22 protein-coding genes and 1 pseudogene are annotated in these 18954 nt (G+C 62.0%); 8 read left to right on the top strand and 15 right to left on the bottom strand.

What is annotated here, in order from left to right; translation table 11 throughout:
• The 13 genes from AAHM38_RS15980 to AAHM38_RS16040 form a co-directional block, all read right to left on the bottom strand.
• On the bottom strand, positions 1-678 hold a 678-nt coding region (locus AAHM38_RS15980), incomplete at its 3' end, for a PAS domain S-box protein (protein ID WP_342234298.1).
• Positions 679-1472: 794 nt separating this feature from the next.
• Complete coding sequence (locus AAHM38_RS15985) at positions 1473-2399, bottom strand: cation diffusion facilitator family transporter (RefSeq protein ID WP_012435000.1); 927 nt, start codon at positions 2397-2399, stop codon at positions 1473-1475.
• A 194-nt stretch (positions 2400-2593) separates the two neighbouring features.
• Positions 2594-3970 (bottom strand): ATP-binding protein, encoded by a 1377-nt coding sequence (locus AAHM38_RS15990; protein WP_116576810.1) that lies wholly within the window; start codon positions 3968-3970, stop codon positions 2594-2596.
• Positions 3967-4641, bottom strand: coding sequence for a response regulator (locus AAHM38_RS15995; protein WP_116576809.1), 675 nt, complete (start codon positions 4639-4641; stop codon positions 3967-3969). Before AAHM38_RS15995 ends, AAHM38_RS15990 begins: the two co-directional genes overlap by 4 nt.
• 31 nt (positions 4642-4672) lie before the next feature.
• Positions 4673-5404 (bottom strand): cytochrome b/b6 domain-containing protein, encoded by a 732-nt coding sequence (locus tag AAHM38_RS16000; RefSeq protein WP_116576808.1) that lies wholly within the window; start codon positions 5402-5404, stop codon positions 4673-4675.
• Positions 5376-5867 carry a diheme cytochrome c gene (locus AAHM38_RS16005; RefSeq protein ID WP_116576807.1) on the bottom strand — a complete coding sequence of 164 codons (492 nt, stop codon included), beginning with the start codon at positions 5865-5867 and terminating at the stop codon, positions 5376-5378. Before AAHM38_RS16005 ends, AAHM38_RS16000 begins: the two co-directional genes overlap by 29 nt.
• 48 nt (positions 5868-5915) lie before the next feature.
• A complete protein-coding gene (locus tag AAHM38_RS16010) occupies positions 5916-6332 on the bottom strand; it encodes a DUF1924 domain-containing protein (RefSeq protein ID WP_116576806.1) in 417 nt (138 codons plus the stop codon).
• A gap of 195 nt (positions 6333-6527) precedes the next feature.
• Positions 6528-7484 carry a hypothetical protein gene (locus AAHM38_RS16015; protein ID WP_116576805.1) on the bottom strand — a complete coding sequence of 319 codons (957 nt, stop codon included), beginning with the start codon at positions 7482-7484 and terminating at the stop codon, positions 6528-6530.
• A gap of 125 nt (positions 7485-7609) precedes the next feature.
• Positions 7610-8914 carry a CDF family Co(II)/Ni(II) efflux transporter DmeF gene (gene dmeF / locus AAHM38_RS16020; protein ID WP_116576804.1) on the bottom strand — a complete coding sequence of 435 codons (1305 nt, stop codon included), beginning with the start codon at positions 8912-8914 and terminating at the stop codon, positions 7610-7612.
• 7 nt (positions 8915-8921) lie between these two features.
• Positions 8922-9200: a metal/formaldehyde-sensitive transcriptional repressor gene (locus AAHM38_RS16025; RefSeq protein WP_009238968.1), complete on the bottom strand. Its 279-nt coding sequence runs from the start codon at positions 9198-9200 to the stop codon at positions 8922-8924.
• A 545-nt stretch (positions 9201-9745) separates the two neighbouring features.
• Positions 9746-9958, bottom strand: coding sequence for a hypothetical protein (locus AAHM38_RS16030; protein WP_004629768.1), 213 nt, complete (start codon positions 9956-9958; stop codon positions 9746-9748).
• Between the two features lie 101 nt (positions 9959-10059).
• On the bottom strand, positions 10060-10314 hold the full coding sequence (locus AAHM38_RS16035; protein WP_009238976.1) for a hypothetical protein: 255 nt from the start codon (positions 10312-10314) through the stop codon (positions 10060-10062).
• A gap of 81 nt (positions 10315-10395) precedes the next feature.
• On the bottom strand, positions 10396-10626 hold the full coding sequence (locus tag AAHM38_RS16040; RefSeq protein WP_009277277.1) for a hypothetical protein: 231 nt from the start codon (positions 10624-10626) through the stop codon (positions 10396-10398).
• 711 nt (positions 10627-11337) lie between these two features.
• On the opposite strand from AAHM38_RS16040, the gene AAHM38_RS16045 reads away from it, so the two are divergent.
• The 5 genes from AAHM38_RS16045 (at position 11338) to AAHM38_RS25705 (ending at position 13451) form a co-directional block, all read left to right on the top strand.
• Positions 11338-11664 carry a hypothetical protein gene (locus tag AAHM38_RS16045; protein WP_004629775.1) on the top strand — a complete coding sequence of 109 codons (327 nt, stop codon included), beginning with the start codon at positions 11338-11340 and terminating at the stop codon, positions 11662-11664.
• Positions 11665-11755: 91 nt separating this feature from the next.
• Positions 11756-12040, top strand: coding sequence for a hypothetical protein (locus AAHM38_RS16050; RefSeq protein WP_004629776.1), 285 nt, complete (start codon positions 11756-11758; stop codon positions 12038-12040).
• 87 nt (positions 12041-12127) lie between these two features.
• Positions 12128-12508 (top strand): hypothetical protein, encoded by a 381-nt coding sequence (locus AAHM38_RS16055; RefSeq protein ID WP_009238977.1) that lies wholly within the window; start codon positions 12128-12130, stop codon positions 12506-12508.
• 59 nt (positions 12509-12567) lie between these two features.
• Entirely contained in the window at positions 12568-12852 is a 285-nt protein-coding gene (locus AAHM38_RS16060; RefSeq protein WP_009238978.1) for a hypothetical protein, read from the top strand.
• Positions 12853-13202: 350 nt separating this feature from the next.
• Entirely contained in the window at positions 13203-13451 is a 249-nt protein-coding gene (locus AAHM38_RS25705; RefSeq protein WP_367648839.1) for a hypothetical protein, read from the top strand.
• On the opposite strand, the gene AAHM38_RS16065 is transcribed toward AAHM38_RS25705, so the two are convergent.
• Entirely contained in the window at positions 13387-14286 is a 900-nt protein-coding gene (locus AAHM38_RS16065; protein WP_116576803.1) for a LysR family transcriptional regulator, read from the bottom strand. The genes AAHM38_RS25705 and AAHM38_RS16065 overlap by 65 nt on opposite strands.
• Positions 14287-14389: 103 nt before the next feature.
• Here AAHM38_RS16065 and AAHM38_RS16070 point away from each other — a divergent pair, with 103 nt between their 5' ends.
• From AAHM38_RS16070 to AAHM38_RS16080, 3 genes and pseudogenes are all read left to right on the top strand, one after another.
• Entirely contained in the window at positions 14390-15253 is an 864-nt protein-coding gene (locus AAHM38_RS16070; protein ID WP_116576802.1) for an SDR family oxidoreductase, read from the top strand.
• 250 nt (positions 15254-15503) lie between these two features.
• Positions 15504-17006, top strand: a pseudogene (locus AAHM38_RS16075) (sensor domain-containing diguanylate cyclase).
• A 198-nt stretch (positions 17007-17204) separates the two neighbouring features.
• Complete coding sequence (locus AAHM38_RS16080) at positions 17205-18122, top strand: LysR family transcriptional regulator (protein WP_065856913.1); 918 nt, start codon at positions 17205-17207, stop codon at positions 18120-18122.
• 36 nt (positions 18123-18158) lie between these two features.
• Here the strand turns inward: AAHM38_RS16080 and AAHM38_RS16085 are convergent, their stop codons facing one another.
• A complete protein-coding gene (locus tag AAHM38_RS16085; protein ID WP_116576801.1) occupies positions 18159-18941 on the bottom strand; it encodes a substrate-binding domain-containing protein in 783 nt (260 codons plus the stop codon).
• Positions 18942-18954: the final 13 nt, after the last annotated feature.

An 18954-nucleotide genomic window follows, 5' to 3' on the forward strand; every position in this document is an offset into this window, starting at 1 on the left:
GTTTGTCTTCGGTTTAGCCGCGCTATTGAGCATTGCCAACTCGAGCGCCGCTTCGACGCATCCTTGGTGGTTGGGATGTTCCTTAATCCGCAGCCGCCTCACCAAACCTTTAAGCCCTTCGAGATATAGGTCATATTCTTCGAGCCCCGTCAGTTGCCAAAACGCAGGGTTCACGTAGCGCAGGATCCCCGCGCGATCAAACGCTAGGAATCCGTCCGGTGAGAGCCTAAGAATTGTGTCGAGATACGCAGTCCTCTGACGGAGCTGCAGGTCAATTTCTACCCGCCGCGTGACGTCAACCTGAATGCCCACGTAGTGCATGACACGTCCGCGGTCATCGCGAATCGGGGATAGCCTTAATTCATTCCAGAACGGCGTCCCGTCTTTCTTGTAATTGAGGAGCAAGCTCTCGCAAGATTCTCCGCGCATGAGAGCTTGCCGGATGCGTTCGACCTCGGTCGCCGAAGTGCTAATCCCTTGAAGCATCTTACTGCTCCGGCCAAGTATCTCCTCTTGCGAGTAGCCTGTGATTCGAGCGAATGCCTGGTTGACGAAGACGTTGCGCTCCTTACCACCAGTAATCTCGGCGATCACGATGCCATTCTGCGCTTCCTGGATCGCATCACTCAACAGGTGCGCACGATACACCGACGCCACCTCTGTTGTGATGTCAATCATGAACCCATCGATCCGCTTTTCGCCTACGCTCTGTCCAGCGTTCACCATGCGACAGCGCAACCATTGGCTAGTGCTGTCTGCCGGTGAATTGAGCTCGAGCTCCACGGTAACTTCGTTGGTTTCCCCAGTACGGACCGCTTTTATTGCGCGAAGCCAGTCACGCTTTGAACGACGCGTGAACCAAGAGTTCAAAGTTGGCCGAGCAACTCCGCCCGAAACGCTTATGAGGCGGGGCCATCGGTTCAGAGTTGAGTGAATCTCGACAGTTGTCGATGTCGAGATTCACTGAATCGGGAACTTTGGTCACTCAATTTGGCGCTCCGCGGGAGCACAGTGTGCTCAAGCAGATGGAAACCGTTCCATTTCAATTACTTAAGACAGGGCTGCACCGACAACAGCTCAAGCCCGAACTGCGCGGGAATGTCGCTCCATCCCCGAAGACATCTCTTCCGAACCCCCGCAGGGGTCTTGCGCTCGCTAACGCCGTGAGCAGAGTCTCTCGCCAGGTTGCGTCACGTTCGGAAAGCGTCTGCCAATCCCCCCAGTTGTCGGAATCCTCTGCCTAAGCACGGACTGCGTCGTCGTCAGACGCTTCGAAAGCGGCTTACCGCAGACGGCGCATCATCCTGTCAAGGTCGTCGGAGAGCTGCCTCCTGAGTTCCCATCGTTCGCGGAAGGTCGAATTCATGGCGGCGAGCCCCGTTGTTCATGTCTCGTGCGTGGCGGTGCAATTCCCAATCGGAACCTTTACCGTTACTCGCGCCACTTTAGGAAGACGTGGCGCAAGGCTGCGACTAGAGGGGCACATCGACCGGATCCACGTGCGTCATCAAATTGAGCACGTCGCGTCGCTCCATCACGCGGCGGCGAGCCTCCAGTGCGATGTCGTGGCCCTCGCGCACACTGACGCGCGCATCAACTTCGAGGTGTGCATCCACCAGAATCATGTCGCCCATACGGCGTGTCTTGACGTCGTGTACGCCGAGTACGCCCGTCGTCGCGAGCATGACCTGGTGGATCGCCTCCACGGTCTCCTCATCAACGGCACGATCCATCAGATCGTGCAGGGCTTCCCAGCCGAACTGCCAGCCCATGCGTGTCACCATCAGGCCCACGACAAGCGCCGCCACTGGATCGAGCAGACGGTACCCGAGCACATTGCCTACGATGCCAAGCGCCACCACCAACGACGATGCGGCATCCGAACGGGCATGCCAGGCGTTGGCGACCAGCATGCTCGAACGCACCCTTTCTGCCACCGCCAGCATGTAGCGGAACAACAATTCTTTGGCGGCCAGAGCGCCCAGCGCGACCCATAGGCCAATGAGCCGAACCGGCTGGATAGCCTCCGCGTGCTCCAGCTTGAGTACCGCGTTCCAGAGCATACCCACGCCCACCGCCAGCAGGAGCAGACCGAGCACGAGCGAAGCGGCATTCTCGAAGCGCTGGTGGCCATAGTGGTGTGTCTGATCCGGCCCTTTCTGGCTATGGTGGCTAGCAAATAGCACCACGAAGTCCGAGATCAGGTCGGACAAGGAGTGGATGGCGTCGGCGATCAGCGCCTGCGAGCCGGCCAGCATGCCAGCCGCTACCTGCGCTATCGTCAATCCAAGATTGACGGCGACGCTCACAAGGGTGCTGCGCCGCGCAGCGGCCTGCTTGGCCACGCTGTCTTCGGAATCGGCGGCGATCTCAAGATCGATTTCTTTTATCTGTTGCATGGATTGTCCGAGCAGTGAACGTGGGGATGGGGTTCCAGGTTGAGCAGCGGTGCGCGGTCAATGGCGCAGCCCCGCTGCCAAGCGATTGCGCATGAGAGAGACCGGAGCCGTTTTCCACATCGGCACACTCCCCGAGTCGCACCGCTGGCTCGTATTCTTCATGACTTCAATGAAGGGATGAAGTCGCGCATGACCTATTGGTGGGTTCCGGACCCACTGGATGTGAGGTTCGACCAGATAACGTCGACGCGCAATCCCCCGAGACCCGGCGAGCGGTCAACCGTTACGCTTGCACCGTGAACCGCCGCGATCCGGCGCACGATCGACCATCCAAGGCCGCTACCACTCTGGTCCGTTCCCTCGACACGGAAAAAGCGCTCGCCAAGTCGGTGCTGTTCGGCGGCGGGGAGCCCGGGGCCGCTGTCTTCCACACAAAGCGCGGCACTTCCGTTACGGTGCGCGACCGTCACGACGATTTGTGCCTCGGCGGGGCTGTAGCGTATGGCGTTGTCGATCAGGTTGCGAACAAGTGAGGCCAGTAACGCCCTGTTGCCCGCGACCATGCAGCGCTCCGGATTCTCTAGTGCGATGCGCTGTTTCTTGCCGAAGGCTATTGGCGCAATGTCTGCCATCACTTGTCTAGCCAGCGCACCAAGGTCGATCGGTTCAATCGAAATGCCGGCGTTCGCTTCCAGACGCGAAAGCAACAGCAATTGGTCGACCAGATGGGCAGCGCGATCGCATCCTTCCAACGTTCCCACCAAGGCGTGGCGACGCATGGCGTCCTCTTCGGCGGCCATTGCCACCTGGGCCTGGGCCTTGATTGCGGCAATCGGCGTGCGCAATTCGTGGGCGGCGTCGGCAGTGAAGCGGCGCTCGGCGTCGAGCATGGTCTGAATGCGGGCAAAGAGCGCGTTGAGCGCGTCGAGCATGGGCGTCATCTCAACCGGCGCATGGGGCATCCGGACCGGATCGAGTGCTCGCGGGTCACGCTCGGCAAGCGCGTTACCCAATCTGCGCAGCGGCAGCATCCCGCGCTTGACCGCCCACCAGACGGCCAAGGCGAGTAACGGCAACGCCAACGCCATCGGCCACAGCATGTTGCGCAAGAGGGCGGACAGGATTGCGGTGCGCGAGTCGATGCGCTCGCCAACGTAGACCTGGATGTCCTTGTAGACTCCCTGCGCTACAAAGACACGCCAAGCATTGCCTCCGATTTGCACCGTAGAGAATCCGGACACGGTGCGCTCGCCTGGCGCAACCATCGGCTGGTTCGGCGCGTTGGCCGAGTGGATGCCCAGCTTCCCTTCGTGAAAGACCTGAAAGGCGACTTTGGGCGCATAACGATGCTGGACAGGCAGGTCGTGACTCGGCTCATCGTCCTCGTCGACGGCCTGTGCGTGCTGCATGACCAGTAGCGCACCAGCTTGCGCTAGATGACTGTCCAGCAGTTGATCGATCTCGTCCTGGGCGTCGTACCACGTGATCAATGCGGTGATGAGCCATAGGCCGGCGACGGCGCCAAGCACCAACAACAGCAGCCGACCTTGGAGCGAGCGCGGTCGCTTCATGGCGCTTCGGCATTGTCACGCGGCAGCATATAGCCGACGCCGCGCACGGTCACGATGAGGTCGCTGCCAAGTTTGACGCGCAGATGATGGATATGCACCTCCACGGAGTTGCTTCCGACTTCCTGCCCCCAGGGGTATAGGCACTGCTCGAGCTGCTCACGTGACAGCACGCGCCCCGCGTTCAGCATCAAGGCATTCAGCAGGTCAAATTCCCGCGTCGACAGTGCGACGGCTCGACCGTTGCAGAAGACCGTGCGTGACGCCGGCTCCAGAACAATGCCGCGCGCCCTCAACTGCTCCGTGGGATGACCATGCGCGCGGCGCACCAGCGCGCGCAGTCTCGCGCTGAGTTCGTGCAGATCAATGGGCTTGACGATGTAATCATCGGCGCCGAGATCGAGACCACGCACGCGATCTGGTATCGCGTCGCGCGCGGTCAACACCAGGATGGGGACCGCAATGCCTGCGCCACGCACCTTTCGCAGCACGTCCACGCCGTCCATGCGGGGCAGCCCAAGGTCGAGTATTGAGGCGACGTAGGCGTCCGTGCGCAACTCCCGCCACGCTGCCTCGCCGTCGCGCACCCAATCGACCTGGAAGCCCTGCTGCTGCAGGCCCGCACGAATGCCGTCTCCGAGCAGGGGGTCGTCTTCGACAAGCAGGATGCGCACGGATGAGATCTCCGCTCGGTACCGGTTTGGATCAATAGTCGTCGCGGTCGGCGTCGTGATGCTTCGCGGAGGCCGCGGGACGGTCAGTGACCCCGGCCGGCGGCGCGGACTGCCACTGCATCCACCAGAAGCCCAGCACAGCCACCAACATCAGGCCCGCGACACTCGACCACGCACGGCGGATGCCCTCGTCCGGCAGGCCGGTCTTGCGTCCGCTGATCATCGCGCCAACCAGATTCTCACCGTGCAGCCAACTGCTGGCAAAGACGGCGAGAACATGAATGCCCACCAGTGCAAGCATTGCGTTGGCGAAGCCCTCGTGCAGTTCGCCGAGCCCATCACCGCCGACATCGTTGTAGGTGGCCCAGCCCGTTCCTGCCAGGCCGCACGCCATCAGCAGCAAGGCGATGATAGCAAGCGCACCAGCGGGGTTGTGGCCAGTATGGTGATCCGGCTGCCCGCGCATGATGCTGGTCAAATAGCGGAGTGCGGCAGCGGGGGACCGTACGAAGCTGGAAAACCTAGCGTATCGCGTGCCCACTATGCCCCACACCAGTCGAAAGCCGACCAGCGCCGCCATCGTGTATCCGAGTGTGATGTGGACAAGGCGCCACTGCTCACTTTCCGCGGTCAAGTAGGCACCCAGGAAGCTCAGCGCCAGCAGCCAGTGAAAGAGGCGGGTCGGCGCATCCCAAACCAGGATGCGGCGGGTGATGGAATCGGTTTTCATGGCTTCAGCGCGGGATGCGGACATTGTGTTCATTGAAGTCGCCTTGATCCGCCTTGGTATGGCAGGCAGCGCAGTTCGAGGCGCTCTTGATGCCAGGCCGGCGCCACACTGCAGCCGGCACTTCGTCGTGGGTGCGGGCGAACCACGCCGATCGGGTGATCCGGTCCTCGGGCGGCGGGGGTATTGACCTTGAGCGATCCGCCGCGTTGGCCGTGAGCCACTGATCGAGTTGCTTGACGGTGGCGGGGTCCAATGAAGCATCCGTCCCGTAGTGGTGCTGCAGGTTGCCCAAAATGCGCTGCCAGGAACTGGCGGGTAGCGCTCCGGGCGGATAGGCGATATGGCAAGACGCGCATTCCTGCCGATACTTGGGCAGCAGCGGTGCAGCGCGCATGCCAGGCCCCTCTTCGGCGGCGGCAAGAAACGACAGCCCGAGGCCCGCGATTGCCAGGCAAGCGCGTGCAGCTCGGCCTGTAACAACGAAACGGCCAGACATTTGGAGACTCCGAATCAGGTCAGGAATTGAATGGATTGCTGGGTGGCCCTACTTCACGAGGGTCATCAGCCAACTCAGCACGTCTGCTTTTTCGGCCACCGTGCACTCGCGCCCGACCACGTCGTTGCAGTTGCGCCGAAACCATTTCTCCGTCTTGGCGGCATCGGTAAAGCGCTCAGGATTGAATGCCGGAGCCAGCGGCGCGATCGACTTGCCAGTTGCGGCATGCCGGCCGGTCTGCGTGGGCGGGTTGCCATGGCAAGACGCACAGCTCCATTCACGGCCATGCTTGGATGTAAAGAATTCCTGGCCGCGGGACGGGTCGGAGGGGGCTCCGGCCTGCGCCCGATATTGATCAAGCAGTTGCGCGGGCGCTTGCGCATTTGCCAGGGGAGCGGCAGCGGCTAGCGCTAACGCCAAGACCGAATGCAGGCAGGCAACAGGAGGAAACTTTGAGATTGGCATCGCGGCCTCTCGCACTGAGGAATGCCTCAATGCTCCCGAATTCTTCTTAACGGATTCTTAAGCGATACCGCGGGGATCTATTTCAGTGGCCCGGTCAAGGATTGCACGCCTGCGTGGGCGACATGGGCATGACCACAGGTCGACCCTTTCAATCGGTGTGACTGCCACCGTAGCCGCGCACAGCAAGACAACCCGCTAGCGAGCCAGGATCGGCTTGCCGAACAGCAACGGCAGGAAATCATCAAGGAAGAACAACACCTGAATAGTTGCGCCGACACCTCGCGTCGATCCGTGGGTTGCAGGAAGGACCAGTTCCGCGGCGACCTGCCACGTATCCTTGACATAGGCGATTCCTGGGTTGACGGTGCCGCGCGTGCGTTGCCCGCGTGGCGAGTCGAACGCGAACTCAACCAAGGGAATCCACTGGTGCAGGGGTTCTTCCTTGGGCAGCACGCCTGGCACAAATCGATCCGTCAAATAGAGCGTGCTGTACTCCAATGCGAATCCCCAGTGCACCGCGGTGACGTTGGCTGTGCTCACACCGTTGAACTGCCGCGTCGTCGGGTCATAGCTCAAGTTGCCCGACGTTTTGCCGGTCGGCACAGCCACGCTGACGCCCGCTGTGATGGCGAATGGCCGCAACCAAGACCAAGCGTCAGGCAAGGCGCCGAACCCCTGGCCTATATAAAGGCTGGGCGCGATGGTCGCTGAAGTGTTGGCGCCGAGCCGTTTGGCCCCGGTATGGGGCAGTCCATAGATGAGCGAGCCGGCAACAAGCGTCTCGTTCAGATCGTCCTCGTAGAGCCTGGACTTGAGCACCACGTCGGAACCGGTTGCGCCGGGCTGAGGCATGCTGCCCCAGTCGCGCCGAATGAAGCCCGTGTCAAAACCGATCGAGACCTCGGGCGTCAGGAGCCTCGCGAACGAGATCGTTGCAGCGCGATCGGTGACGTTTCCGGCGTCATCAGGGTGTTTTACTGCGCCTGCAGTGATCGAGAATTCGTCTGCAACGGCCGGATCATCGAAATTGAGTGTGCCCGGAAAGAAGCGGTTGCCAGCGATCCCGTGCGCACGCGATGGGCCGGGAACGCCACATGCAGCAAGGGCGAGCGCTGCTGCGCAAATGCGCACAAATGCGGATGGGCCGTACATGGTCGAAAGAATCTGCGGTCAGACCGCGAATGTGTTTTGTTGTGGTCGGGCAGATGCGGCACGCATGGCAGGGTGCCGCGCCCCATGCTGGTGATGCGGAGCAAATGTCCGAGTCGACCAATAGGCTATTTGCCCGGCGACGCGTGAACTTCCACGGTGATATGCGACAGTGCCTGGAGTCGCCGCAACCGTTGGTGATAAAACTGCGGCCCGCGATGCGCCTGGCCTGTGCTCACCGAGACCACCGCGCCCAGGTGGCCAGGGCCGATGCGCCATACGTGCAGGTCGAGCAGCGTGTCGCCATCGGACTCCAGCGCCGTCTTGATGCGCCTGCCGATATGCTTGTCCGGCGTCACGTCGACCAGAATGCCGCCGGTGTCGCGCATCAATCCGTACGCCCAGTTGGCGATGACCACCGCACCGACGACGCCTGCAAGGGGGTCCATCCAGAGCCAGCCAAATGTTCTGGCCAGCAGCAGACCGATAATGGCCAGCACAGAGACGGCGGCATCCGCCAGAACGTGCACATAGGCCGCGCGCATGTTGTGGTCGCGATGGTGTGCCCCGTGACCGTCGGCGTGATCGTGGTCATGCTCGTCGAAGGCCACGCTGTATTCCTGGCCGCCGATGCCGAGTACGGCAGTGAAGGCATGTGGTTCCGGAATCTCGGTGGTGGATTCCAGATAGTTTGCCTTGCGGACCAGCAGGAATTCCTGGCGGCTCCCGTCCGGCCGAATGGTGGTTACCGTCGCCACATCGCCGGGCAGCGGAGCGGTTTCTCCAGCTAACCGGAACACTGGCGGTACGCCGTCTTCGAAGATCGACAGTCCGAACACGCCCCCGGGCGCGTCGATGTGCTGCACTTCCCTGCCATGCGGATGCGTGTCGCCAAGTCCGGCTGCGCCGTGGTCGTGTCCGTGGGCGTGACCATGGTGATGACTGTGGCCATGGCTGTGACCACCGTGGTCGCCACCGCTCAGCAGCCAGGCGCTTGCGATATTCACCAGCAGACCGACGACCGCAATCGGGATCGCCTCGCTAAAGTGGATCGGCACCGGTGAGAGGAAACGCGCCACCGCTTCGTAGCCGATCAACAGTGCAACCATCGCCAGGATGATGGCGCTGGTGAAGCCGGCTAGATCACCAAGCTTGCCTGTGCCGAACACGAAACGCGGGTCGTTCGCATGACGTCGCGCATAGGTGTAAGCCAGCGCAGCGATCAGCATGGCGCCTGCGTGCGTCGACATATGCAGCCCATCAGCCACCAGTGCCAGCGAGCCAAACATGCTTCCGCCGATGATCTCGGCGGCCATCATGAGGGTGCATAGCACGATCACGGCCCAGGTTTTGCGCTCGTTCTTTTCATGTCCCTCGCCCAGGAACACGTGGTCATGGCTGGCGTGGAACGGCGTGTCGTAGAAATTGCTCATAGCCGGCTCACTTGAAATAGCTATGCACGACCTCGATCAGCTGCTCTTTGGCGCTGCCGTCGGCGTGCTCATGTTCGTCGTCCGCCTCGGTCAGGTGGGTGCGGATGTGGTCTTCCAGCACCACGGCCAGCAGGCCATTCATGGCGCCTCGGCAGCTTGTGATCTGCTGCAGTACGGGGGCGCATCCCTGCTCCTCCTCCAGGGCGCGCTCGATGGCATCGAGCTGGCCGCGAATCCGGCGAACGCGGTTAAGCAGCTTCTGCTTCTCGCGGATGGTGTGGCTCATCCATTACCTCAACCAAAATATACTATAGGGTAGTATGCTACATCAGATTTAAATTGTCATAGCGGCGCAATTCCTTCCTCAACGGAGAACTCACGCGCCACAGCTATCAGCCCGCAGTCCGTCATTTCGAGGTCGAATGGGGTGGGTTCCTGCTAGCAAGCGCGGACAGCGCACAGTTGGCCCACCACGCTCAGACGCTCTCCATCAACACGCTACGCCAGCGCTTGGCAGCACTCGCGCAGTGGCATCTCACACAGGGCTTTCTCGATCTCACGCGGGCACCGCATGGCCGCAGGGTCTAAGGGCATTCCCGCGCTGCATCCCGCAAGCGAGAAGCGCGGCCAAGCTCCTCGCCTGCAGCGCACCCAGCTTGAGCAGTTGGTCGCTGGTGGACGAACAACTAGCGTGTTTGCCAGTGCTGAGGCGAAAAGCGCGCCCACACCACCCATGCCCGTTACAAAGCCATCGTTGCGGAGCGCGAGCCTTGGCGCGCAGGAGAAGAGCGAGGCGATGCCATAGCGCAAAGGCGCCGGCAATGAAGACGCCTAATGATCAAGCGACCATCCCGGGTTAGGCACGTTTTTCCCTTCGCGATAGGTCCAGCTGGCGCCGCACGTGCGGCATGCGAACGTGCTCACGGTGACGGCAGCGGTCTTGGATGCCTTGATGCGCTGGGTGTCGGTGATCCTTAAGAAAGCATGGCCTGACGCACCAAGTCGGTGGACTTCAATGGCAAGGCAAGCGCGGCAGAGTGTCATGCCAACTCCTTTCTCAAATAACGTGGACTGAATATGGCGCGGGCGCTAGGACTAACGCCCAGGCATTGGGCTGCGACGCGTTCCGCTGCATCGCCTTTGGACTAGACGCCAAAGACAGGAGCGCCGTACTTCAGCAGCAACTGCTCGATCTGGCCAATGTCATCGGTGCGCGGCGTTCTGTCTTCCGTCACGCGCGACGGGCCACCATAGACTGCAGCCACATGCCTACGCACCGTCAACACATCATTGGCAGGCGGTTCGATCATGACGGGGTCGCCCGGTACGTGCCGATAGCTGCCATCTTTCCAGCCCTCGGGCGTCAGATGCAGTTCTTCCCATTCTTCGCTAGCAAACATGGTGACTTCCTTCCCTTTGACTTCGGGGTTGCGCCTGCCGTTGCCGCAAGCGAAAAAGCCGCCCAAGGCGGCTTGCGTGGTTCAGTTCTTGTGACGGTGCGCCAGACGTGCGATGGCTGCTCTTCCGGCAAGCCGCGCCGCATTCCTCGCGAGGGCTTCGGTGCCATGTACGTTGTGGCGCATCGAGACGTTGGCGAGGAGGCGTTCCGTGCCATCTCTGTACTCATTGATGAGATAGGTGGCAAACCAGACGCCGGGTTCTTGTTCAATTGGGTACACGGATACCGTGTACGGGGAGTCGACTTTGTTCAATACAGTGCTAGGTTCGGGCGAGAGCTGATACAGGCGTGGACTGCCTGGGCAAACCAGTTCCTGCCGATGAGCTACGCCACGATGGGTAAGGCCAACGCCTTGGCGCATGCATACAAATGCATGGCGCAAGCGATTGGAAACGAGGTGACCGTACTTGCGTAGGCCGGCACGCCTAGTACATGCGCGCTGCGTACGGAGCGGATAAACCGCCGGTCAGATAGGTGATGGGCCGCATGGCCCAAGGTGATTCGGGTGTACGCCCGACGGGTGGTCAGCGTCTTGTCGGTTTTCTTGCTGGGCACCCAGCCCGATCTATTCGAACATTCGAACGACAGGCAAAGATCGCGCATAGTAACAGCTTCTCGCAATGGCTGCTCGTCTTGAACGACATGCCCCGGAGCGCGGAGATTGACCTTTTACCTATCGCCTCAGCTTGCCCCGCCACTGAGCGCGCGCAGCATGCCACGCGGTACTTCGAAAGATCGTCACGCCACCGTGTACTTATGGGAGTACAGTGAGGCACCGACCGCAGCGCTCCAGTTCTTGCTTCCGTGGGTACGAAAGCAAAGTTATCCGCACTTGGGATCACGGCGCTCGGGAACGCCTCCTGCGCTGGACCAAGCCCGGCACGCTGTCATCCTCGCCAGTTCCGCTCACGGACGCTTGCCTGTTGATGCTCGCGACTCGCGATGTAAGTCATGGAGATCCGTGATGCTCGACCTTGTCGCATTTACCAAACCGGTGCTGGATGAAATTACCGGGCAGGACGTGCGAACCTGGCATTCCGGGCCGAGTGTGCTGGCGGCAAACTGGCAGGTGCCTGAGTTCGACAGCCGTATCTGGCGTGTGAGAACGCTGACGATCGCATTCACGCACGATGTCATGAATCAGTTGATGCACGCAGATCAGCAAGACCTTTGTCAGCTGCAGTGCATGCTTGACCGCTTTCTGCGGGCGCAGTTGGGCATGCATGCCCAAGCGGACCGTGGAGATCGAATGCTCGTGATCACCGTCGATCATCTTGGGGTGGCGTCATAGCCGACCAGGCCAATCAGCGGGTTGCCGATCACAGTCACTGTCGATGCCCTGCCGGGGTGTCGACCACGCCCACCATCGGTTGGAGCCATTCATGAATGCAAGCCCGTCAGCCACGTACAAGGGTTTCGACCTGTATCCATTGGTGTACAGGACTGAGGCGGTTCAGTCATGGCCGCGCAAGCGCCTCGACCGTACGTTCAACGCATCCGTGGTGATCTGCCGCGCAGGTCATCAACCTGGAGCCGAACACTCGCGCGTTTTTCAAATGACACCGACCGCTTGGGAGAATGTCGGGACCGCAAGGCGGGGCGCGCTGAAGTTCGGCGAGGACGTCATCAATGGCTTGATACCCGGCGAATCGGTGGCGTCTCTGTAATGCGTGCGGCGTATTTCTGTGGCCCGTGGCTCTTTTTGATACTGAGTTGGCGAGGCGTGTTCCTTGCATGACCAGCCAGGAAACAAGATGACTCATGCATCCGATAAGACCAGCTTTCTCTGCACCCTTCCCGGAGCGGCAAAGAGCATGGCGTATTCCATCACGGTTGGCTTCATCCGCGATGGGCAGCCGAACTGCGTGCAGTTCACCAGTTTCGTGGGTGAAGGAAGGCGGTCCTTCAGGGTGTTGGCAAGCGCTCCGGATCTGGCGTCCGCAGCCATGGCCAGCGTTGAAACCTTGTGTCGCCTGGCCATCGGGCAAGTGATCCGAGACAGCCTCCACGCGAAGACGGCACAGGGAGACCATACCCTGGATATGCGCGTGCAACCCTGGGAGGGCGAACTCAGACCTGCTGGATCACGTAGCACGCTGAAGCCGCCCCGTCCACATTTGGTTGCTCGTGGATAGTTCGATGGAGCGAGCGGAATGCGCGTACAGTGGAGCCACCCCTTTCTACGGAGATTGCTGTGGACGCCTATCCGACTTGCCGCTACAAGGGGTTCGATGTTTACCCCCTGATCTATCTATTCGATCCGCCTCGTGAATGGCATGAACGGCGTCCGGATCGGTCTTACAGCGCTTCTGTGCTGATTTGTCAGGAAGGGGAGCCGCCGAGCACGGAGCGCTCCCGAATCTTCCCACTGCCGGCAACCCAATGGGACAACATCGGGACGGCAAAACGTGCGGCTGCGAAGATGGCCGAAGACATCATCGATGGCTTTGTGCCTGGCCGATCCGTGCATTCCCAGTAGTTGCATTCCCTGACGTAGTCACGCAGAGATGGGCCGGCGTGCCTGGCCACCCCGAGGTTTCTCGATCCGCTAGAACCGGTATCCAACGTTCAGGCTGAAGACAACGGGCTTCACGTCGATTTCCGTCTTGTTGACGGGCGGTACCTGGCCTGCCTGGCTGCGCAGCGTGATGGTCGATGTGGTCTTGCGCGGCAGATAGGCGACGGTGCCGACCAGCGTCCAGTTCTTGGCAAACTCCTACGACACGCCACAGCCGCTGCATCGGCAACGCCGGCGGCCACCGCCCTTGAAGAAAAGGAGCCGCGTGGGCCGCGTCGCAAACGCGAGGCACAGTTGCGCCTGTTAGCCTGATCTCGGTTGGCGGCACTGTCCTCGCCGCCGTGGCGGCCGGCGTGCAAATCGACGCGCAATCGGAGCCGGCGGCATCGGCACTGCTGCGCATGCTCGGACTGAACCACACCGAGGCGGACGAGATCGCGCATCGCCCATTGCCGGAAATGCGCGGAAACTCCGAGGCTCTATCGCCGGATATTCCTATGGTGAGGAATGCATATAGGCCGCCAGCTCTTGGGGCTCGCCCGTCGGGAATGCGTCTTTGAGATGCTCGAGAAAAGCGGAAACGCGGGCGCTCAGCAACCGCCTGGAAGGGTAAAGCGCCCATAGCGCGATATCGGGGCCGTCCACATCGCCCCAATGCACCAACGTGCCGGCCTCCAGATCGTGGGCCACGAGCGACACCGGCAGGCACGCGGCCCCCACACCAAGCCGTACCGTGTCGCGCACCATGATCAACGACGACAAGTGCGCAACGGGCCGGATCGCGATGCGGGACTTTCCGTGGGGCCCGGTGACGTCCCAGGCGGCGCTTCCAGTGCCCGCGCCGCGAAGGACGGCCGGCACGACAGTCTTGCCAGAGGGCCGCTCCAGTTCCGGCGTTGCCACAACGGCAAGGCGATCCCGCAAGAACACGCGTCCGATCAGGCTTTCGTCCGGGTCCGGATTAACTCGGATCACCAGGTCATATCCTTCTTCGATCATGTCGACGCCACGGTCTTCGGTGGTCACCTCCAGCTGCACCTCGGGATATTTCAACGCGAACGTGGCCACCAGCTTGCCCATGGCCACCTGCGAAAACAGCATGGGCGCGCTGATGCGCAAACGCCCTCGTGGCCGTTCGCTACCGGATGCAATTGCGGCGGCCGTCTCCGCAATCTCGGCGAGCAGCGTGCCCGTACGCTCGTACAGCGCCTGCCCTTCCTGGGTGAGCTTGAGCCCGCGCGATCCGCGCTCGAACAATCGAAGTTCGAGACTGCCCTCCAGCTCCGACACCCTGCGAGAGAGCGTCGCCTTCGGCCGCCCCGTCGCCCGGGCAGCCTCGCCAAAGCTTCCATGTCGGGCAACCAGGTTGAAATCGGCAAGCGCGAGCAAATCCATGTGTTCCACCAGTGAGATACCTCGTCTCTTTATAGCATCTTCCGGACCACAGATGGATCACCTACCTTAGCTGGGAACCCAACCCACTCAAGGAGTGAACATCATGACCATCCTCGTTACTGGTGCTACCGGCCGCGTCGGCCGCCAAGTCGTCCATCAACTGGCCAACCGCGGTGCGGACGTGCGCGCGCTGGTGCGCGACCCGTCAAAGGCCGACTTCCCGGCCAGCGTGAACGTCGTGCAGGGCGACATGCTGGATATCGAATCGCTGCGGCGTGCCTTCGTTGGTGTCCGGACCCTGTTCCTGCTCAATGCGGTCGCAGGCGACGAATTCACGCAGGCCTTGCTTGCGCTGAACGTGGCGCGCGAATCCGGCGTTGAGCGCGTTGTCTATCTGTCCGTCATGCATGCCGAGCGCTTCGTGAACGTGCCGCATTTTGCAGTGAAGTCCGGCGCGGAACGCATGATCGAGCAGATGGGCTTCAGCGCCACCATCCTGCGTCCGGCCTACTTCATGGACAACGAGCACATGGTCAAGGACGTCATCGTCAACCATGGTGTCTACCCGATGCCGATCGGCAGCAAGGGGGTTGCGATGGTCGACACACGCGACATCGCAGAAGTGGCGGCCATTGAGTTGATCCGCCGGGATGCGGCACCGGGCAAGCTGCCGATCGAGATCATCAACCTCGTGGGCCCCGATACGCTGACGGGCCCCGAGCTGGCCTCGATCTGGTCAGAAACGCTCGGCCGCCCCGTGGCCTACGGCGGCGACGACCCGACCGGATTCGAGAGCAACCTGACGAACTTCCTGCCCAAATGGATGGCTTATGAGATGCGCCTGATGGCCGAACGGTATGTCAGCGACGGCATGGTGCCGCAGGCGGGCGATGTCGAGCGTCTGACCGCCCTGCTGGGCCGGCCGCTGGGCTCGTATCGCGATTTCGCTGCGGCGCTCGCACGCTGAGCCGCGCGGGTATGGGCGGGCTGGGGCCGACTGGCGAAGCGGCGGATGCCCCCCGCCCGCCTCCGCACTTTGTGTCCAGCGGGCTGGGCTTCCAACAGAAACCGCTCGCTGGACTGCAGTTTTGCTGTCTTGTGCCGATAACCAGCGGTGACGGCGTGCCCCACACCTATCAATACCGTCCCCAAGATCGACCGCACGGTGCCCCGTCGACCCGGCAGCGTTGCGGTTTGTCGTCGCCCAAGACCACGACATGCCCCTTCGCCCCCTTGCCCAACGGCTGGCCACATCGGCAGGCCACCACCCCTTGATCGTTGGTGCACTGGGAACGTTGCTGACATTCATTGTCCTGGCAATCAGTGTGCTGACCCTGTGGGCCAACCGTGAAACGGCCATCGAGCACGCACACGACACCTCGAAGAACGTCGCTGCCGTTCTGGCCAGCCACATTTCGCGCACCGTTGAATCGGCAGATCAATCGCTGCAGACGCTGATCGCCGCGCTGGACAAACCCGGCATCCGCAACCTCGATCCGGAGGTCCGGCACGATCTGCTGTTCAGCCCCACGGCCTCTGCCCGGTATGTCACCGGCATGGGCGTGACCGACGACAAGGGCCAGCTCGTTGACGGATGCTGCTCCTTGACCCACCGCTGGGATTTCAGTGACCGCGACTACTTCATCGTTCATCGCGAGCACGCAAACTTTGGCCTCTATGTGTCCGGCGTCTACAAGGCCCGGTCACGCGCAGGCGTGGAGGCCATCGCGCTGAGCCGAAGGATGGACCGGCGGGATGGGACGTTTGCGGGCACCGCTCTGGTGGCAATCGACCTCGATTACTTCAAGCAGCTTCTTGAAAAGCTCGATGTGGGGCCACGCGGCGTTACGGCCATCGTGCGCACCGACGGCACGCTGCTGGCGAGAAATCCACCGCCCAGCGCGGCTCGGGCACCCAATCTCAACAAATCGTTGAAGTTCCCGCGCATGGTGAATCAGGAGTCGGGCTTTTACGTGGCGCCGTCGTCCAGCGACGGTGTGCTGCGGCTCTACACGTTTCAGCGCGTGCCGGGCACACCGTTCATCGCGGTCGTTGCCCCCGCCATGAGCGACGCGCTTGCACCGTGGCAACGGCTGTCGTGGATCGTCGGGTTGTCGTCGCTGTCGGTCAGCCTCGCCTTCTGCGCAGGCGTATGGCTCCTGGCGTTTGCGCTGCGAGGGCGCGTGATGGCGGAAAACCACCTGCGTGAGCTGACACAAACCGACCCGCTCACCGGGCTGAAGAACAGGCGCGCCCTGGATGTTGCGCTGGAGAACGAGTGGGATCGGCTGCAACGGAATGACAGTCGGCTGTCCGTGCTCTTTATCGATGCCGATCACTTCAAACGCTATAACGACGCGCACGGCCACGCTCAGGGCGACGTCGCGCTTCAGTACCTCGCCCAGTGCATTTCCAAGCATGCGCGACGACGCGGCGACCTGGCGGCCCGATACGGCGGAGAGGAATTCGTGGTGTTGTTGCCCGATACGGGCTAAACGGGTGCCACGCGGATCGCCGAAGCGATCCGTGCCGAAGTGGAAGGCGCCGGCGCGCCCGTCGGCGACACCGGTTTGGCCCCTTTCACCGTGAGCGTCGGTTGCGCGACCGCGCGGCGCGCGAGCTTCCCGTCGCTGAACGCATTGACCAAGGCTGCGGACGATGCGCTCTACGAAGCCAAGCGTAAAGGGCGCAACCGCGTTGACTACGCCACGGTTGGCTAGCCTCACGTGAGCGCCGCCCCTGATCTACAGACCGAGCAGCCGCGCTGACTGGCCGCCGTCGGTGTTGATCGGCGTCTGGTACGTGCCACCCGAGCCAAAGCATCCAACTGGGCGGGCCACGCCGGGGGCCGCTGGAGACGTGTCACCCCGTGATAAATCGCGCAAAATGCTGCGCATCTGGGATGTGGAGGCTGGCCGGTGGGCATCAATTTCGATTTGACGGACTTGCAGGCATTTCGCGCGGTGGTGGAGTTGGGCAACTTCCGGAAGGCCGCCGAGGCGATCAGCATTTCCCAGCCCGCGTTGAGCCGCCGGATCGACAAGCTCGAAAGCGCGCTCGGCGTGCCCCTGTTTGAGCGCACCACCCGCAGCGTCACACTCACCACCGTCGGCCGCGTGTTTGCCCGCAGCGCTGAACAACTGCTCGACGATCTCGACGTCGCCCTGCTCGGTATCCGCGACGTTTCATCGAGCCGCCTCGGGCAGGTGACCATCGCATGCGTGCCGTCGGTGGCCTATTACTTTCTGCCGAACCTGATTGCGAACTATCACCGCCGCTTTCCACGCATCCGGGTCAAGCTGCTCGATGCAAGCGCAAACGAAGTGCTGGGGGCAGTCATCAGCGGCGAGGCCGACTTTGGCCTGAGCTTCATGGGCAGCCAGGAACCCGAGATCGAATTCAAGATGCTGCTGCAGGAGCGGTTTGTTGCAGCATGCCGGCGCGATCATCCGCTCGCCCGCAAGAAGCGCGTGACATGGAAGGAGCTTTACGCGCACGAATACGTGTCGGTGGACAAAACCTCCGGTAACCGCCTGCTGCTCGATCAGGCGCTGTCGGCCGTCGCCCCGCGTGCACCAAGCGTCTGCGAGACGCGGCACGTCACGACCATGCTGGGGCTGGTTGAAGCGGGGCTGGGTGTCGCTGCGGTGCCATCGATGGCCATGCCGGGGCATGACCATCCAATCCTCACGAGCGTGCCGCTGGTGGAACCGGTCGTGAAACGGCGCGTGGGTATCGTGAAGCGGCGCGGCCGGGCATTGACGCCCGCCGCAGAAGAATTTCACCAGATGATCATCGACGCCAAGCGCAGGGGCGTGACGACGGGCGATGCATGACCCGCACCGCTTGACCTGCCGCGCCGCTGCACTACCTCATTGGCCAGGCACGGAATCGAGCCCGGTTGACTTCACGTCTGCCTGCACTGCGGGCGAAGCCAGGTAGTCGAGAAGCGCCTTGGCTTCTTTCGGGTGCTGCGCGCCAACCGGGATGCCCGCAGCATAGCGCGTCACCGACTGCAGCGACTCGGGAATCTTCCCGACGAAGGTTGCACCGGGCACCGGCAGCAACTCGCTCACTTGCTGGAAGCCGACTTCGTAGTCGCCGGTGGCCACCACCGACGCCACCGGAATACGCGGAATCATCTTCGCCTTCGCCTTGACCTGCTCTTCAATACCGAGCTTCTTGAACAGCTCGCGCTCGATATAGACGCCGCTCGCGCTATCCGAATAGGCAATCGACTTGGCATGCAGCAGCACGTGCTTGAGGGCTTCGGGTGAGCTGATGTCGGGCTTGGCCGCACCTTCGCGCACGACCATGCCGATGCGCGAGTCGGCCAGTTCCACGCGCGATTCCGGGATGACCTTGCCTTGCTTGATCAGATCGTCGAGGGCGTAGCCGACCATCATCACGGCGTCGGCAGGTTCGCCACGTGCGAGCCGATTCGGAATCGCTTCGGGCGACTTGCCCATCGACGGGCCGAGTGCAGTGTTGAGCGAGTTGCCCGTCTGCGCGGCGAACTTGGGCCCAAGCACCTTATAAGCCGCCGTAAAGCCACCGGAACTCATGACGTGCAATTCGGCAGCGTGGACGGTGGCTGCCACCGCCGAGGTTGCGACAAGCGCGGCTGCGCACAGTTTCAGAAGCAGAGTCTTCATGGTGAGGTCATGC

The sequence above is a fragment of the Ralstonia sp. OTU4908 genome (assembly GCF_038440115.1).
Taxonomy (GTDB): Bacteria; Pseudomonadota; Gammaproteobacteria; order Burkholderiales; family Burkholderiaceae; genus Ralstonia; species Ralstonia pickettii.

Bases quoted from the DNA above. Each gene is read 5' to 3' on its own strand.
- AAHM38_RS15985 (WP_012435000.1), bottom strand. From the start codon at position 2,399: ATGCAACAGATAAAAGAAATCGATCTTGAGATCGCCGCCGATTCCGAA.
- AAHM38_RS15990 (WP_116576810.1), bottom strand. From the start codon at position 3,970: ATGAAGCGACCGCGCTCGCTCCAAGGTCGGCTGCTGTTGTTGGTGCTT.
- AAHM38_RS16000 (WP_116576808.1), bottom strand. From the start codon at position 5,404: ATGAACACAATGTCCGCATCCCGCGCTGAAGCCATGAAAACCGATTCC.
- AAHM38_RS16005 (WP_116576807.1), bottom strand. From the start codon at position 5,867: ATGTCTGGCCGTTTCGTTGTTACAGGCCGAGCTGCACGCGCTTGCCTG.
- AAHM38_RS16010 (WP_116576806.1), bottom strand. From the start codon at position 6,332: ATGCCAATCTCAAAGTTTCCTCCTGTTGCCTGCCTGCATTCGGTCTTG.
- AAHM38_RS16015 (WP_116576805.1), bottom strand. From the start codon at position 7,484: ATGTACGGCCCATCCGCATTTGTGCGCATTTGCGCAGCAGCGCTCGCC.
- dmeF (WP_116576804.1), bottom strand. From the start codon at position 8,914: ATGAGCAATTTCTACGACACGCCGTTCCACGCCAGCCATGACCACGTG.
- AAHM38_RS16025 (WP_009238968.1), bottom strand. From the start codon at position 9,200: ATGAGCCACACCATCCGCGAGAAGCAGAAGCTGCTTAACCGCGTTCGC.
- AAHM38_RS16030 (WP_004629768.1), bottom strand. From the start codon at position 9,958: ATGACACTCTGCCGCGCTTGCCTTGCCATTGAAGTCCACCGACTTGGT.
- AAHM38_RS16035 (WP_009238976.1), bottom strand. From the start codon at position 10,314: ATGTTTGCTAGCGAAGAATGGGAAGAACTGCATCTGACGCCCGAGGGC.
- AAHM38_RS16045 (WP_004629775.1), top strand. From the start codon at position 11,338: ATGCTCGACCTTGTCGCATTTACCAAACCGGTGCTGGATGAAATTACC.
- AAHM38_RS16050 (WP_004629776.1), top strand. From the start codon at position 11,756: ATGAATGCAAGCCCGTCAGCCACGTACAAGGGTTTCGACCTGTATCCA.
- AAHM38_RS16055 (WP_009238977.1), top strand. From the start codon at position 12,128: ATGACTCATGCATCCGATAAGACCAGCTTTCTCTGCACCCTTCCCGGA.
- AAHM38_RS16065 (WP_116576803.1), bottom strand. From the start codon at position 14,286: ATGGATTTGCTCGCGCTTGCCGATTTCAACCTGGTTGCCCGACATGGA.
- AAHM38_RS16070 (WP_116576802.1), top strand. From the start codon at position 14,390: ATGACCATCCTCGTTACTGGTGCTACCGGCCGCGTCGGCCGCCAAGTC.
- AAHM38_RS16085 (WP_116576801.1), bottom strand. From the start codon at position 18,941: ATGAAGACTCTGCTTCTGAAACTGTGCGCAGCCGCGCTTGTCGCAACC.